Annotated in this window: 15 protein-coding genes; 10 read left to right on the plus strand and 5 right to left on the minus strand. The window is 63.3% G+C overall.

Features of this window, described 5'->3' with window-relative positions; translation table 11 throughout:
- The first annotated feature begins 47 nt into the window (after positions 1-47).
- The 4 genes from hppD to AB4Z44_RS05670 all read left to right on the plus strand — a co-directional run bounded on the left by hppD (position 48) and on the right by AB4Z44_RS05670 (position 4,154).
- Entirely contained in the window at positions 48-1,106 is a 1,059-nt protein-coding gene (hppD, locus tag AB4Z44_RS05655) for a 4-hydroxyphenylpyruvate dioxygenase (RefSeq protein ID WP_404713089.1), read from the plus strand.
- Positions 1,107-1,234: 128 nt separating this feature from the next.
- On the plus strand, positions 1,235-2,509 hold the full coding sequence (hmgA, locus tag AB4Z44_RS05660; RefSeq protein WP_404714359.1) for a homogentisate 1,2-dioxygenase: 1,275 nt from the start codon (positions 1,235-1,237) through the stop codon (positions 2,507-2,509).
- The gene (gene fahA / locus AB4Z44_RS05665) at positions 2,506-3,795 is read left to right on the plus strand and encodes a fumarylacetoacetase (protein ID WP_404713090.1); all 1,290 of its coding nucleotides are present in this window, start codon (positions 2,506-2,508) and stop codon (positions 3,793-3,795) included. Before hmgA ends, fahA begins: the two co-directional genes overlap by 4 nt.
- Complete coding sequence (locus AB4Z44_RS05670) at positions 3,792-4,154, plus strand: Rieske (2Fe-2S) protein (protein WP_404714360.1); 363 nt, start codon at positions 3,792-3,794, stop codon at positions 4,152-4,154. Before fahA ends, AB4Z44_RS05670 begins: the two co-directional genes overlap by 4 nt.
- Before the next feature lie 123 nt (positions 4,155-4,277).
- Here AB4Z44_RS05670 and AB4Z44_RS05675 read toward each other — a convergent pair whose 3' ends face one another.
- From AB4Z44_RS05675 to ligK, 3 genes are all read right to left on the minus strand, one after another.
- The gene (locus tag AB4Z44_RS05675; protein WP_404713091.1) at positions 4,278-4,976 is read right to left on the minus strand and encodes an alpha/beta fold hydrolase; all 699 of its coding nucleotides are present in this window, start codon (positions 4,974-4,976) and stop codon (positions 4,278-4,280) included.
- A complete protein-coding gene (locus tag AB4Z44_RS05680; protein ID WP_404713092.1) occupies positions 4,976-5,869 on the minus strand; it encodes an amidohydrolase family protein in 894 nt (297 codons plus the stop codon). The genes AB4Z44_RS05675 and AB4Z44_RS05680 overlap by 1 nt, the downstream gene beginning before the upstream one ends.
- 155 nt (positions 5,870-6,024) lie before the next feature.
- Positions 6,025-6,699, minus strand: a complete 675-nt coding sequence (gene ligK / locus AB4Z44_RS05685; RefSeq protein WP_404713093.1) for a 4-carboxy-4-hydroxy-2-oxoadipate aldolase/oxaloacetate decarboxylase — start codon at positions 6,697-6,699, stop codon at positions 6,025-6,027.
- Between the two features lie 157 nt (positions 6,700-6,856).
- Here ligK and AB4Z44_RS05690 point away from each other — a divergent pair, with 157 nt between their 5' ends.
- From AB4Z44_RS05690 to AB4Z44_RS05715, 6 genes are all read left to right on the plus strand, one after another.
- A complete protein-coding gene (locus tag AB4Z44_RS05690; protein WP_404713094.1) occupies positions 6,857-7,780 on the plus strand; it encodes a DUF1932 domain-containing protein in 924 nt (307 codons plus the stop codon).
- 67 nt (positions 7,781-7,847) lie between these two features.
- A complete protein-coding gene (locus tag AB4Z44_RS05695; RefSeq protein WP_404713095.1) occupies positions 7,848-8,873 on the plus strand; it encodes an amidohydrolase family protein in 1,026 nt (341 codons plus the stop codon).
- Positions 8,873-9,304 carry a protocatechuate 4,5-dioxygenase subunit alpha gene (gene ligA / locus AB4Z44_RS05700; RefSeq protein WP_404713096.1) on the plus strand — a complete coding sequence of 144 codons (432 nt, stop codon included), beginning with the start codon at positions 8,873-8,875 and terminating at the stop codon, positions 9,302-9,304. The genes AB4Z44_RS05695 and ligA overlap by 1 nt, the downstream gene beginning before the upstream one ends.
- A gap of 1 nt (position 9,305) precedes the next feature.
- Positions 9,306-10,145 carry a class III extradiol dioxygenase subunit beta gene (locus AB4Z44_RS05705; RefSeq protein ID WP_404713097.1) on the plus strand — a complete coding sequence of 280 codons (840 nt, stop codon included), beginning with the start codon at positions 9,306-9,308 and terminating at the stop codon, positions 10,143-10,145.
- Positions 10,146-10,289: 144 nt separating this feature from the next.
- Positions 10,290-11,231 (plus strand): Gfo/Idh/MocA family oxidoreductase, encoded by a 942-nt coding sequence (locus AB4Z44_RS05710; protein ID WP_404713098.1) that lies wholly within the window; start codon positions 10,290-10,292, stop codon positions 11,229-11,231.
- Between the two features lie 64 nt (positions 11,232-11,295).
- A complete protein-coding gene (locus tag AB4Z44_RS05715; RefSeq protein ID WP_404713099.1) occupies positions 11,296-12,306 on the plus strand; it encodes an aldo/keto reductase in 1,011 nt (336 codons plus the stop codon).
- Positions 12,307-12,487: 181 nt separating this feature from the next.
- Here the strand turns inward: AB4Z44_RS05715 and AB4Z44_RS05720 are convergent, their stop codons facing one another.
- Positions 12,488-13,768 (minus strand): citrate synthase, encoded by a 1,281-nt coding sequence (locus AB4Z44_RS05720; RefSeq protein ID WP_404713100.1) that lies wholly within the window; start codon positions 13,766-13,768, stop codon positions 12,488-12,490.
- A gap of 13 nt (positions 13,769-13,781) precedes the next feature.
- Positions 13,782-15,212, minus strand: coding sequence for a glutamate--tRNA ligase (gltX, locus tag AB4Z44_RS05725; RefSeq protein WP_404713101.1), 1,431 nt, complete (start codon positions 15,210-15,212; stop codon positions 13,782-13,784).
- Between the last annotated feature and the right edge of the window lie 7 nt (positions 15,213-15,219).

Raw genomic sequence — 15,219 nt, forward strand, 5'->3', positions numbered from 1 at the left:
GCAAGCCGGCATTGATGGTATCAATTGATACTTGTTTGGAGAGTGTCGTGAACGCGCCCACCGCCAATCCCAATCCGCCCAATCCCAATCCACTGGGCCTCAACGGCTTCGAATTCGTCGAATTCACCTCGCCCGACCCGGAGGGCATGGGACGCCAGTTCGAGCAGCTGGGCTTCACCCCGACGCACCGTCACCCGACCAAGAACGTCACCCGCTACAAGCAGGGGCGGATCAATCTAATGCTCAACCGCGATGCCGACGGCCGCGTGGCGGCATTTCGCGGCGAACATGGTCCGTCGGCCAGTGCGATGGCGTTCCGCGTCGCCGATCCCGAAGCGGCTCTGTTCTGGGCGCTGGCGCATGGCGCCAAGGCCACGCAGGAGGACGATACCGTCATCCAGGGGATTGGCGGGTCCTATTTGTATTTCATCCAGGACGGCACCGATCCTTATGCCGATTGGGCGGAGTTTCCGGGCTGGCGCGAGGCGGAAGCCGCGAATTCGGTCGGGCTCGATCTGCTCGATCACCTGACCCACAATGTCCGGCGCGGGCAGATGCGGGTCTGGTCCGAATTCTACCGCACGCTGTTCGGCTTCGAGGAGCAGAAATATTTCGACATCAAGGGCAAGGCGACCGGGCTGTTCAGCCAGGCGATGATCGCGCCCGATCACGCGATCCGTATCCCGCTCAACGAGAGTCAGGACGATCATAGCCAGATCGAGGAATTCATCCGCGAATATCATGGCGAGGGCATTCAGCACCTCGCACTGACCACGAACGATATCTACGAAACCGTTGAAAAACTTAAAAGCCGTGGCGTCGCGCTGCAGGACACGATTGAAACTTACTACGAACTGGTCGATCAGCGTGTGCCGAACCACGGCGAGGATCTGGAGCGGCTTCGCAAGAACCGCATCCTCCTCGACGGCAGCACTGAAGAGGGCATACTGCTCCAGATTTTCACTGAGACGATGTTCGGGCCGATCTTTTTCGAGATCATCCAGCGCAAGGGCAATGAGGGTTTCGGCAACGGCAATTTTCAGGCGCTGTATGAATCGATCGAACTGGATCAGATTCGGCGCGGCGTGATCAAGGTGGACGCGTGATATGAAGCCGTCATGCTGAACTTGTTTCAGCATCCACCATGCATCCGCACGGATGGTGCGGCACGCCCGGTGGACCCTGAAACAAGTTCAGGGTGACGGGTGAAGGAGGAGAGGCCGTGACCGACTATCTGACCGGCTTCGGAAACCATTTCGCCAGTGAGGCGGTGCCCGGCGCGCTGCCGGTCGGGCAGAATTCGCCGCAGAAGGTGCCGTTCGGCCTCTATGCAGAGCAACTGTCCGGCACCGCCTTTACCGCGCCGCGTGCCGAGAACCGGCGCTCGTGGTTGTATCGTCTACGACCGACGGCCAGCCATCCGGCTTTCCTGCCCTGGAAAGGCGCGCCTCTGTTGCGCGCGGCGCCGTTCGACGAGCTCCCGCCGAGCCCGAACCGGATGCGTTGGGATCCGCTTCCGCTACCTGACGAGCCAGTCGATTTCGTCGATGGCCTCACCACCTATGGCGGCAACGGCGATGTCGCTACGGCGTCCGGCATAGCGGTGCATGGCTTTGCCGCGACGCGGTCGATGGCGAAGCGCGCTTTCCAGAATGCCGATGGCGAGTTGTTGATCGTGCCCCAGCACGGGCGGCTGGCGATCCTCACCGAATTTGGCAGGATCGAGATCGACCCCCTTCAGATCGCCCTCATTCCCCGCGGTGTGCGCTTCCGCGTCGAATTGCCCGATGGCTGGGCCCGCGGTTATATCTGCGAGAATTATGGCGCGCCGTTCAGACTGCCCGATCTCGGCCCGATCGGCGCCAACGGTCTTGCCAATCCGCGCGACTTCGAGGCGCCGGTCGCCGCGTTCGAGGATCAGGACGAACCGCATGAGATCGTCTGCAAGTTTCAGGGACGGCTCTGGACCACCAAACTCGATCATTCGCCGTTTGATGTCGTCGCCTGGCACGGCAATCTCGCGCCGTGCCGGTATGATCTCCGGCGCTTCAACGCGGTCAACACGGTCAGTTTCGATCATCCCGATCCGTCGATTTTCACCGTCCTGACCTCGCCGAGCGAGGTGGTGGGGACTGGCAATTGCGACTTCGTGATCTTCCCGCCGCGCTGGATGGTGGCGGAGGGCACGTTCCGCCCTCCTTGGTTCCACCGCAATGTGATGAGCGAGTATATGGGGCTGATCGAAGGCGCTTATGATGCCAAGGAGGGCGGCTTCGTGCCCGGCGGCGCGTCGCTCCACAACCAGATGGCGGGGCATGGGCCCGATCGGAAAAGCTACGAAAATGCGGTAGCAGCCGATCTCAAACCCATGAAAATCGACGGAAGCATGGCGTTCATGTTCGAAAGCCGCTGGGTCATCCGGCCGACCCGCTGGGCGAGCACGACGCCGTTGATGCAGCTCGATTATGACGATTGCTGGGCGGGCTTTACCAAGGCGCAGCTGCCATGAGCGCCATCGACGAGACCCACGATCCGGCCCGGATCAGCTGGGTCGCGAGCGCGAACGGGCATTCCGATTTCCCGATTCAGAATTTGCCGTTTGGTATCTTCGCGCCGAAGGGCGGGCATCGACGGGCAGGCGTGGCGATCGGGAATCATATCCTCGATCTCGCCGAGATAACCGAGTTGCTACCGGCTGCTGCCGCATCGACCCTGCAGGGCCCGGCCCTCAATGCGATGATGGCGCTGCCCAGGGCCGATCGGGTCGGGCTGCGGCAACGCTTGTCCGAACTGCTCTCGGACGAAGCCCATCGCGGCGCGGTCGAGCCGTCTCTCTACGACGCTGCTACATGCACTTTGTATCTGCCCGCATCGATCGGGGATTACAGCGATTTCTACGCCGGTATCCATCATGCCGACAATGTCGGCCGGCAGTTCCGGCCTGATAATCCGCTACTGCCCAACTATAAATATGTGCCGATCGGCTATCATGGTCGCGCCTCGTCGGTGCGGCCTTCGGGAATCGAGGTCAGGCGTCCTAACGGCCAGCGCAAGCCATTGCATGAGGATGTGCCGAGCTTCGGGCCGTCGCGGCGGCTCGACTATGAACTCGAACTCGGCATCTGGATCGGGCGGGGCAATGCGCTCGGCGAAGCGATCCCGATCGGCACCGCCGCGGATCATATCGCCGGTTTCTGCCTGCTCAACGATTGGTCGGCGCGCGACATACAAGCGTGGGAATACCAGCCTTTAGGCCCGTTTCTTGCCAAGAGCTTCCAGACGACTATCTCGCCCTGGCTGATCACCGCCGAGGCGCTTGCGCCGTTCCGTATCCCGCAACCTGCACGGCCTGCGGGCGATCCCGCGCCATTGCCTTACCTGTTCGATGAAGCCGACCAACAGGCCGGAGCGCTCGCACTCGATCTTGAGGTGACGCTGTCTACGGCCGCAATGCGGGCGAACGGTGAGCAGCCGGTGTCGCTTAGCCGCGGCCCGGCGAGCAACCTGTATTGGACCGCCGCACAGATCGTCACCCACCATGCCTCGAGCGGCTGCAATCTCCAGCCGGGCGACCTGATCGGCACCGGCACCATCTCGACGCCGAAGCCCGGCGGTTACGGCTCGCTGCTGGAGATCAGCCAGGGCGGCAAGGCACCGATCACTCTGCCCAACGGCGAGACGCGCACGTTTCTGGAGGATGGCGACGAGGTCACGCTCCGTGCGATCGGCCGGGCGGAGGGCTCTGTGTCGATTGGTTTCGGCGAATGTCGCGCGGTGATATTGCCCGCTTCATGAGCGATGGCGCACGGCTGACGGAAACCCCGCCCGGGGTGAAGATCGGGCAACTCGACGACATCGCCGACGGCGCGGCGCGTAACTACGTGCTGGAGTTGAGATCAGGGCGCTTCCACGGTTTCGTCGTGCGCAAGGGCGATGCGGTTTTCGGCTATCTCGATCGCTGCCCGCATGCCCTGCTGCCGCTGACGTGGGAGCTCGATCAGTATCTCACGTCGGACAAGCGCCTCATCAATTGCCGCTGGCATGGGGCACTGTTTCGGATCGAAGATGGAAAATGCGTGGGTGGGCCATGTATGGGCGCGCGGCTTACGCCGTGGCCGGTCGAGGTGAGAGACGGGGCGGTGTTTACGGCTTAGGGCATGACTGCGATAAACAGGCCTAACGACTTTCGTTCGTGTCGAGCGAAGTCGAGACACGTTAGCGCGGAACGCCCCTCGACTTCGCTCGACACGAACGCATCATAACTCGCGATCGAAGTTCTAAGCGAGCCACTCGCGCATCGCGGCGGCGACCGCTTCGGGCTGCTCGATCGGGGCCATGTGGCCGGCATTCTGGACGATCACCAATTTCGCATGCGGCACCATCGTCAGCATTTCCTCATGCTGCGCCGGCGGGCTCCACTGGTCTTCGGTGGCGCTCAACAGCAGGGTCGGGACGGTCACGGTCGCGAGCGCCGCCTCGGCATCGGGGCGCTCGACCAACGCCTTGATCTGGCGGGCAAACGTTTCCGGGGTCGAATGCGAGATCATCTCTTCCAGCCGCGCCATCAGCGTCTGATCGGCCAGCCCCTGCTTGCCCATCATCGGTGGCAGCCATTCCTTGCCGGCGGCGGCGATGCCCTCGCGAAATGCCAGATCGGTCAGCACCGCGCGCTTCTCGGGTTCGCCCTGGCGCAGTTTGTGCGTGCCGGTATCGAGCAGAGCCAGCCGCTCGATCCGCTCAGGCCCGCGCGCCCACGCCTCCAGCGCCACGCGCGCACCCATCGAATGGCCTGCCAGCGCGAAGCGGGGCGGGGCGATGGTAAGCAACTTGTCGGCCATCGCGCCGATCGAATCGAGCCCGATGAAGTCGACGATCGTCACATCGGCGATATCGCTCAGCAGATCGGCGATCGGCTGCCACAATATCGCATCGCACAGCAGGCCTGCTGCGAGGACGAGCGGGGTTTTCTCCGTCATCAGAGCTCTTCGGGCCAGTAGAGCCGCATCGGATTGGTGATCAGCAATTTGCGTTGGAGCTCGACCGTCGGCGCGATCTGCGGGATCACGTCGACCAATCCGCCATCGTCGGGCAGCACCTTCTCCATGTTCGGGTGCGGCCAATCGGTGCCCCACAGCACGCGATCCTGATAATCCTCGACCAAGGGCGCGACCGAGCGGACGAAATCGGCATAAGGCTCGCCCGCCGGATCGAGGCGATCGGGGCAGGTCGTCTTGACCCAGATATCGTCGCGGCTGTCGAGCAAAGCGCGGAACGCTTTCATGTCGGGGCCGTCGGGGCCCTGGCTGACATTGGGGCGGCCCATATGATCGATCACGACCGGCACCGGGATCGCGGCGAGGAAGGGGCGCATCTCCTCAAGGATATCCGCCTCGAAATAGACGACGACGTGCCAACCCGCAGGCAGGCGGCCGGCGACCTCGAGGAACTTGTCCTTGGGCGCATTGTCGACGAGGCGCTTGAGGAAGTTGAAGCGCACCCCGCGCATCCCGCCTTCATGCAGCGCCTGCAGATCGGCATCCGAAATAGCGGGATCGACCACCGCGACGCCGCGCGCCTTGCCGTTCGATTTGGCGATGCCGTTGAGCGTAGCGGCATTGTCGGTGCCGTGGCAGCTCGCCTGGACGATGACGTTACGTGCGAAGCCAAGCTTGTCGCGCAGCGCGAACAGCATGTCGGGTCCGGCATCCTGCGGCAGATATTTGGCTTTGGCGCTGAACGGGAAATCCGCCTGCGGGCCGAAGACATGGCAATGCGCATCGATCGCGCCGGCCGGCGGGACGTAATGCGGGGTGGAGGGCGTCAGCGTCCAGCTGCGGATGCGGCCATCCTGATCGATCACGTCGCTCATTGGTGACTCCGTATTCTAATCCTCCCAGGAACGGGAGAGGGGACCATGCGCAGCATGGTGGAGGGGGCCCACCACCTGCGAATCCTATGCCGAGGGCCCCCTCCACCACGCCGCTTCGCGTCGCGGTAATCCTCCCCGTGCCGGGGAGGATTTGATTAGATATACTTCAAACCCATCTGCTCGAGCTTGCCGCGCATGTCGTAGATGTCGAGGCCCAGCACGCCGGCAGCGAGCTTCTCGCGCTTGTCGGCTTCGTTGGCTTCGCGGGCCTGCGCTTTCTTGAGCACCGCGGCGGCATCGGCACGCTTGACGACGCAGACGCCGTCATCGTCGGCCACGATCACGTCGCCCGGCTCGATCGCGGCATTGGCGCAGACGATCGGCACGTTGACCGAACCGAGCGTCGCCTTGACCGTCCCTTGGGCGAACACTGCACGCGACCAGACCGGGAAGTTCATTTGGGTGAGATCGCGCACATCGCGCACGCCGGCATCGATCACGAGGCCGCGGCAGCCGCGCGCCTGTGCCGAGGTGGCGAGCAGATCGCCGAAATAGCCGTCGAAACAGGGGCTGGTCGGCGCAAGGACGAGGATATCGCCCGCCTTCAACTGCTCGACTGCAACGTGGATCATCCAATTGTCGCCCGGGGGCGCCGAAATGGTGACCGCTGAACCCGCAATGCGCGCACCCGGATAGATCGGGCGCATATAATGCGCGAGCAGCCCGATGCGGCCCTGCGCCTCGTGCACGGTGGCGACACCGGCGGCGGCGAGGCCGTCGATCACGTCCGCATCGGCACGCTCGATATTCTGAACGACAATACCGGCCATTGCTTTTCTCCTGCCCATGGGGCCCGGCGGCCCGGCTGACTTGGCGCCAGCCCTTAGGGTCTCGGGATGCGCCGGGCAATAAGCCAAAAAAATTGTATGTGTTGCGTCCTATTTTTGGACTGGCATACGCCCGAGTGCTAGGCTAGCGCCGATCGTCATGAACACGCCCGATATCGTCTTTGTCGGACTGGGCGAAGCCGGCCAGGCTTTCGCCGGACAGCTCGCTTGCGCGGCGCGTGGCTATGACCGCAAACAGGATGCGGCCAAGCGCACCGAGTTCGATGCGAACCATGTCGCCTGGACGGGGAGCAATGCCGAGGCGGTGGCGGATGCGCCGCTGATCGTGTCGCTCGTGACGGCGGATCAGGCGCTGCTGGCGGCGGAGGAAACCGCCCGATCGATCGCGCCGGGCGCGTTGTTCTGCGATCTTAACAGCGTCGCTCCCGATACCAAGCGCGCGGCCGCCAAGGCGATCGAAGCGGCGGGCGGCCGTTATGTCGATGTCGCGGTGATGGCGCCGGTCCATCCGCAACGGCTCAAGGTGCCGATGCTGGTCAGCGGGCCGCATGCCGAGGCGGGATCGGCTGCGCTGAGCGGACTCGGCTTCAACACCCGCGTCGTCGGCAAGGCGATCGGCGACGCCTCGGCGATCAAGATGATCCGGTCGGTGATGGTCAAGGGGATCGAAGCGCTCTCGGCCGAATGCGCGTTGGCTGCACATGCCGCGGGCGTCGAGGCCGAGGTGCTCGCCTCGCTCGACAAGAGCTGGAAAGAGCAGAGTTGGGCCGAACGGTTCGATTACAATCTCGATCGCATGCTGATCCACGGGCTGCGCCGCGCGGCCGAGATGGAGGAAGTGGTCAAGACGCTCGACGGGCTCGGCACCGGCAGCGAGATGACGCGCGGCACCGTTCAGCGCCAGCGCGCGATCGGGGCGATCGGGCAGGGGGCTCCGGATGGATTGCGGGCCAAGGTCGATCTGATCACCCTCCACGTCATGCCAGCGCAGGCTGGCATCTCGGGAGGTGAGGGTGTCACCGAGACGCCTGAGACCCCAGCTTTCGCTGGGATGACGGAATAGGTTTAGGAATGCGGTTTGAGCGGGGTCAAAGCCGCACGGTTGAATCAGGGATAAGGCGAGAGGACGAATGACGCTCATCATCGATTGCCACGGCCACTACACCACCGCGCCGCCACAGCATGACCAGTGGCGCGACGCACAGAAGGCCGCGTTCAAGGCCGGCGAGACCCCGCCGCCTTACCCCGTGATCACAGACGACGAGATCCGCGAGACGATCGAGAAGAACCAGCTCAAGCTCCTCAAGGAGCGTGGCGCTGACATGACGATCTTCTCGCCGCGCGCGTCGACCATGGCGCACCATGTCGGCGACGAGGCGGTGTCGAAGCAGTGGGCGCAGGTCTCGAACGATCTGATCGCGCGCGTCGTCGGGCTCTATCCCGAGATCTTCGCCGGCGTGTGCATGCTGCCGCAATCGCCCAAGGCCGATCTGCAGGGCTCGATCGACGAGCTTGATCGCTGCGTCAACGAGCTCGGCTTCATCGGCTGCAACCTCAATCCCGATCCGGGCGGTGGCCATTTCGAATTCCCGGCGCTGACCGACAAATATTGGTACCCCTTCTACGAGAAGATGGTCGAGCTGGACGTCCCGGCGATGATCCACGTCTCGGGCAGCTGCAATCCGGCGCTGCATGCGACCGGCGCCTTCTACATCGCGGCCGATACGATCGCGTTCATGCAGCTCATCCAGGGCGATCTGTTCAAGGATTTCCCGACGCTTCGCTTCATCATCCCGCATGGTGGCGGCGCGGTGCCCTATCATTGGGGGCGCTATCGTGGGCTGGCGGACATGCTCAAGCAGCCGAGCCTCGATACGCATGTCATGAACAACGTGTTCTTCGACACCTGCGTCTATCACCAGCCGGGCGTGAACCTGCTGGCCGAGGTGATCGAGACCAAGAACATCCTGTTCGGGTCCGAGATGGTCGGCGCGGTGCGCGGTATCGATCCCACCACGGGCCATTATTTCGACGACACCAAGCGCTATGTCGATGCGCTGCCGGTCGACGACGAGAAGAAGCACATGATCTTCGAGGGGAATGCGCGCCGCGTCTTCCCGCGCCTCGATGCCAAACTGAAGGAGCGTGGACTCTGATGTCCGACAGCATTTCCTACACGCCCGGTGAGATCGATATTCACCAATATCTCGCCGAATTCGACGACATCCCAGGCACGCGAGTCTTTACCGCGCAGCGCGCGCGCAAGGGCTATCACCTCAACCAGTTCGCGATGAGCCTGATGAAGGCCGAGAATCGCGAGCGCTTCAAGGCCGACGAGCGCGCCTATCTCGACGAATGGCCGATGAGCGAAGCCGCCAAGCAGGCGGTGCTGGCGCGCGATTACAATGCTATGATCGACGAAGGCGGCAACATCTATTTCCTGTCGAAGCTCTTCTCGACCGACGGCAAGAGCTTCCAGTTCGCGGCCGGTTCGATGACCGGCATGACGCAGGAAGATTATGCGCAGATGATGATCAATGGCGGCCGCTCCCCGCAGGGCCAGCGCTCGATCAAGGGAGGATATTGAAATGGCGCGGATCACCGCAGGCCTGACGTCGAGCCACATTCCGGCGCTCGGCGCCGCGATGCAGACCGGCACGACCGGCAACGATTATTGGAGCCCGGTCTTCCAAGGCTACAATTGGGCCAAGGAATGGCTCAAGGACAACATGCCCGACGTGGTGGTGCTGGTCTATAACGACCATGCCTCGGCGTTCGACATGAACATCATCCCCACATTCGCGATCGGCTGCGCCGAAAGCTTCAAGCCGGCCGACGAGGGCTGGGGCCCGCGCCCGGTGCCCGACGTGATCGGCCACCCCGATCTCGCCTGGCATATCGCGCAGAGCTGCATTCTCGACGAATTCGACATGACCATCATGAACAAGATGGAGGTCGATCATGGCTGCACCGTGCCGCTGTCGATGATGTTCGGCGAGCCCGAGGCATGGCCGTGCAAGGTCATCCCGCTCGCGGTCAACGTGGTCACCTATCCGCCGCCATCGGGCAATCGCTGCTATTCGCTCGGCGAGGCGATCAAGCGCGCGGTCGAGAGCTATCCCGAAGATCTCAACGTGCAGGTCTGGGGCACCGGCGGCATGAGCCACCAGCTCCAGGGCCCGCGCGCAGGGCTGGTGAACAAGGAATTCGACACCGCCTTCATGAACGACATGACCGCCAACCCCGAGCGGCTGCGCAAGATGCCGCACATCGAATATCTGCGCGAGGCAGGGTCCGAGGGGATCGAGCTGGTGATGTGGCTGATCATGCGCGGCGCGCTCGGCAAGAATGCGCACGAGATCCATCGCTTCTACCATATCCCGGCGTCGAACACCGCACTGGGGCAGCTGGTGCTCGAACCGGCTTGAGCCGCATTTAAGCCCTCTCCCCTTCAGGGGAGAGGGTTGGGAGAGGGGGAGTCCGGCCTAAATCGTAGCGCTTTCGCCGCTACGTCGGCCCCTCTCCCCGACCCTCTCCCCTGAAGGGGAGAGGGAGTTAGAAAGGACCACCTTATGAAAATCGCACTCGCCGGCGCCGGCGCATTCGGTGAAAAGCATCTCGACGGGCTGAAGAACATTCCCGGCGTGGAGGTGATCTCGGTCGTCGGGCGTACGCTCGAAAGCACGCAGAAGACCGCCGACAAATATGGCATCGGCCACGTCACCACCGATCTTGCCGAGACGCTGGCTTTGCCCGGTCTCGACGCGGTGATCCTCGCCACGCCGACCCAGATGCACGCCGCACAGGCGATCCAGTGCATGGAAGCGGGCAAGCATGTGCAGGTCGAGATTCCGCTGTGCGACAGCCTCGCCGATGGCGAGGCGGTGTTCGCCAAGCAGCAGGAAACCGGCCTCGTTTGCATGGCCGGCCACACCCGCCGCTTCAACCCGAGCCATCAATATGTCCACAACAAGATCGTCGCGGGCGAGCTCAATATCCAGCAGATGGATGTGCAGACCTATTTCTTCCGCCGCACCAACATCAACGCCAAGGGCGAGCCGCGTTCGTGGACCGATCACCTGCTCTGGCACCATGCCGCGCACACCGTCGATCTGTTCGCCTATCAGGCCGGGCCGATCGTCGAGGCGCATGCGCTGCAGGGGCCGAAGCATCCCGTGCTCGGCATCGCGATGGACATGTCGATCCAGCTCAAGGCTGAGAGCGGCGCGATCTGCACGCTCAGCCTGTCATTCAACAATGACGGCCCGCTCGGCACCTTCTTCCGCTATATCGGCGACACCGCGACCTATCTCGCGCGCTACGACGATCTGCTGACCGGCAAGGAAGAGCCGATCGACCTGACCGGCGTCACCGTTTCCAACAACGGTATCGAACTGCAGGACCGCGAGTTCGTCTCGGCGATCCTCGAAGGGCGCGAGCCTAATGCGAGCGTGGCGCAGGTCATGCCCTGCTATCGCGTGCTGGGTGCGCTGGAAAAGCAGCTCGAGGGCTGACCTCGGGCTAAACGCTGTCCGTCATACCAGCGCAGGCAGGGATGGCGGACGTTGAAGGACAGACATGACCGCTATTCCCACGCGCGCGATCGGCCCGTTCACGGTGACCGCGATCGGGCTCGGCTGTATGAATCTGAGCCATGCCTATGATGTAGCGCCGAGCGAAGAGGAGGCTTCGCGCCTGCTCAATCATGCGCTCGATGCCGGCTGCACGTTCCTCAATTCGGCCGCGCTCTATGGCGAGGGCGCGAACGAACGGCTGCTGTCGAAGGCGGTGATGCATCGCCGGCAGGAGTTCACGCTCGCCAGCAAGTGCGTGCTCGATCTGATCGATGGCAAACGCGTGCTCGATGGGCGGCCCGAAACGATCAAAGCGAGCTGCGATCGCTCGCTTCAGCGGCTCGGCACCGACGTGATCGACCTCTATTACATGCACCGCCTCGACAAGAATGTGCCGATCGAGGATTCGATGGGCGCGATGGCCGAACTGGTGGCAGCCGGGAAGATCCGTGCGATCGGCCTGTCGGAAATGTCGGCCGCGACGATCGAGCGGGCGCACAAGGTGCATGCCGTGGCGGCGGTGCAGAGCGAATATTCGCTCGCGGTGCGTAACCCGGAAGTGGCGGTGCTCGATGCCTGTGAGCGGCTCGGCATAGCCTTCGTCGCGTTCTCGCCGCTGGTGCGCGGGATGATCGTCGGCTCGGCGTCAAAGGACGATTACAAACCGGGCGACATCCGCCTGAACATGCCGCGCTTCCGCGAGCCCCAGCTGGCGGAGAATTTGCCGCTGATGACGCGCTTCGCCGCGATCGCGGATGGGGCTGGCGTGACGCCGGCGCAACTCGCGCTCGGCTGGCTGCTCGCGCAAAAGCCGTGGATCGTGCCGATCCCGGGCACGCGCAGCATCGCCCATTTCGATGATGATTTCGCGGCAGCTTCAGTCAAGATCGATCGGGATGCGATCGCGGCGGCGGATGCCTTGTTCCCGCCGAACGCGCTCAAGGGGCCGCGCTACAATGCGTTTGCGCAGTCGCAGATCGATACCGAATTGCTGCCGGACGAAGAGCTGGCCTGAGCCTTGCGGTCAGGCTGATTACCGGCATTGTCCGCCCGCCACCCTGAGCTTGTTTCAGGCGCCATCGGGCGTGCCGCACTGTCGGTGCAAGTTGCCTGGTGGATGCTGAAACAAGTTCAGCATGACGATGACGTCAAATGCGAACGCCCTCTCTCTGCATAGGAGAGAGGGCGTTTGAGCTTTACCTATTCTCGAGCGCCACGTAATCGCGCTGCGTCGGGCCGGTATAAAGCTGGCGCGGGCGGCCGATCTTCTGCTCGGGATCGGCGATCATCTCGTTCCACTGCGCGACCCAGCCGACCGTGCGGGCGAGCGCGAACAGAGCGGTGAACATCGAGGTCGGGAAGCCGATCGCCGACAGGATCACGCCCGAATAGAAATCGACGTTCGGGTAGAGCTTGCGCTCGATGAAATAATCGTCCTTGAGCGCGAACTGCTCGAGCTCGCGCGCGGTGTCGAGCACCGGATCGCTGATGCCGAGCTTGTCGAGCACTTCGGTCGCAGCGACCGACAGCACCTTCGCGCGCGGATCGAAATTCTTGTAGACGCGGTGGCCGAAGCCCATCAGGCGGAACGGATCGTCCTTGTTCTTCGCGCGCGCGATGAATTCGGGGATACGATCGGGGGTGCCGATCTCGCGCAGCATGTTGAGCGCGGCCTCGTTGGCGCCGCCATGTGCCGGGCCCCACAACGTGGCGATGCCGGCGGCAACGCAGGCGAAGGGGTTCGCGCCCGACGAGCCGGCGAGACGCACGGTCGAGGTCGAGGCGTTCTGCTCGTGATCGGCATGGAGGATGAAGATCTTGTCCATCGCGGACTCGATCACCGGATCGACGACATAGTCCTCGGCCGGCACGCCGAACGTCATGCGCAGGAAATTGCCGGTGTAGGACAGGCTGTTGTCGGGAAAGAGGAACGGCTGCCCGATCGAATATTTATACGCCATCGCCGCGAGCGTCGGCATCTTGGCGATCAGCCGGTGCATCGAGATGGTGCGCTCGACCGGATCGTTGATGTTGGTCGAATCCGGATAGAAAGCCGAAAGCGCGCCGACCACGCCGCACATGATCGCCATCGGATGCGCGTCGCGACGGAACCCACGGAAGAAGGTCGCCAGCTGCTCGTGCACCATCGTGTGGCGCGTGATCGTCTTGGTGAACTTCTGATATTCGTCGCTGCTCGGCAGCTCGCCGTTCAGGAGCAGGTAGGCCACCTCCATGAACGACGATTTTTCGGCGAGCTGATCGATCGGATAGCCACGATGCAGCAGCACGCCGGCATCACCGTCGATATAGGTCAGCCCGCTCTCGCAGCTCGCGGTCGAGGTGAAGCCTGGATCGTAGGTGAAAACGCCGGTCTGGCCGTAGAGCTTTCGAATATCGATGACGTCGGGTCCGGTGCTGCCGGACAGAACGGGTGTCTTGAATTCCTTGCCGTCAACGCTGATCGTGCTCTCGGCCATACGCCTGCTCCAATTAAGCAATCCCTGGCCGGTCGATCTGATCGGTCAGCCGTGCAAGACTTTCATCGCGCCCGATGAGCACCAGCACATCGAAAATCCCGGGCGAGGTGGTGCGGCCGGTCAGGGCTGCGCGCAAGGGTTGCGCGAGCTTGCCGAGCCCGACATTCTCCTCTTCCGCCACCGCACGCACCGCCGCTTCGAGCGCTTCCACGCTCCACTCGGAGGCACCTGCGAGGGCATCCCGGGTACGCGCCAGAACGAGGCGCGCCGGCGCATCTAGCAGCTTCGTCGTAGCTTCGTCCATGTCGATCGGGCGGGTGCGAAACAGAAATCCCGCACCGTCGGTTAACTCATTGATTGTCTTGGCTCTTGCCTTCAATCCGGGCATTGCGCGGCGCAGCAGATCGAGCGATTCCGAGTCGTTTTCGCGCCCCATTCGGCCCGCCACCAGACCGGCCAGCCGCAGGTCGTCCGCCTCGCGGATATAATGGCCGTTCAAATTCTCGAGCTTCTTGAAATCGAAGCGCGACGGGGAGCGCCCGACCGAATCGAGATCGAACCATTCGATCGCCTGCTCGCGGCTGATGATCTCGTTATCGCCGTGGCCCCAGCCGAGCCGCAGCAGGTAGTTGCCGATCGCCTCGGGCAGGAAGCCGAGCTCATCGCGATAGGCCTCTACACCGAGAGCGCCATGACGCTTGGACAGCTTGGCGCCATCGGCGCCGTGAATCAGCGGGATGTGCGCATAGACCGGCTCGTCCCAGCCCATTGCGCGGACGATGCCGAGTTGCCGGAAGGCGTTGTTGAGATGATCGTCCCCGCGAATGACATGCGTGACGCCCATGTCGTGATCGTCGACCACGACCGCGAGCATGTAGGTCGGCGTGCCGTCCGAGCGGAGCAGGACCATATCGTCGAGCTCGGCATTCTTCACCGTTACCGCGCCCTGGACGCGATCGTGGATCGTCGTCTCGCCCTCGGTCTCGGCCTTCAGCCGGATCACGAACGGTGCGCCTTCGGGTGCCTCCTCCGGATCGCGATTACGCCAGCGTCCGTCATAACGTAGCGGCAGTTTGTTCGCGCGCTGCTGGGCGCGCATCTCTTCCAGTTCCTCGGCCGTGGCGAAGCATTTGTAGGCATCGCCTTGCGCGAGCAGCTGGAACGCGACCTCGGCATGGCGGGAGGCGCGGGCGAACTGATAGACCTCGTCGCCGTCCCAATCGAGCCCGAGCCAGCGCATCCCATCCAGGATCGCGGCGATAGCCGGTTCGGTCGAGCGTGCGCGATCGGTATCCTCGATGCGCAACAGGAACTTGCCGCCGTGATGGCGGGCGAAGAGCCAATTGAACAAAGCTGTACGTGCGCCCCCGATGTGGAGGTAACCGGTCGGCGAAGGCGCGAATCGTGTTACGACCTGCGCGCCCGTGGCGGTGCTTGCGCCCACGGCGCGT

Source organism: Sphingomonas sp. MMS24-J13, assembly GCF_044905095.1.
In the GTDB taxonomy this organism is placed as follows: Bacteria; Pseudomonadota; Alphaproteobacteria; order Sphingomonadales; family Sphingomonadaceae; genus Sphingomonas_I.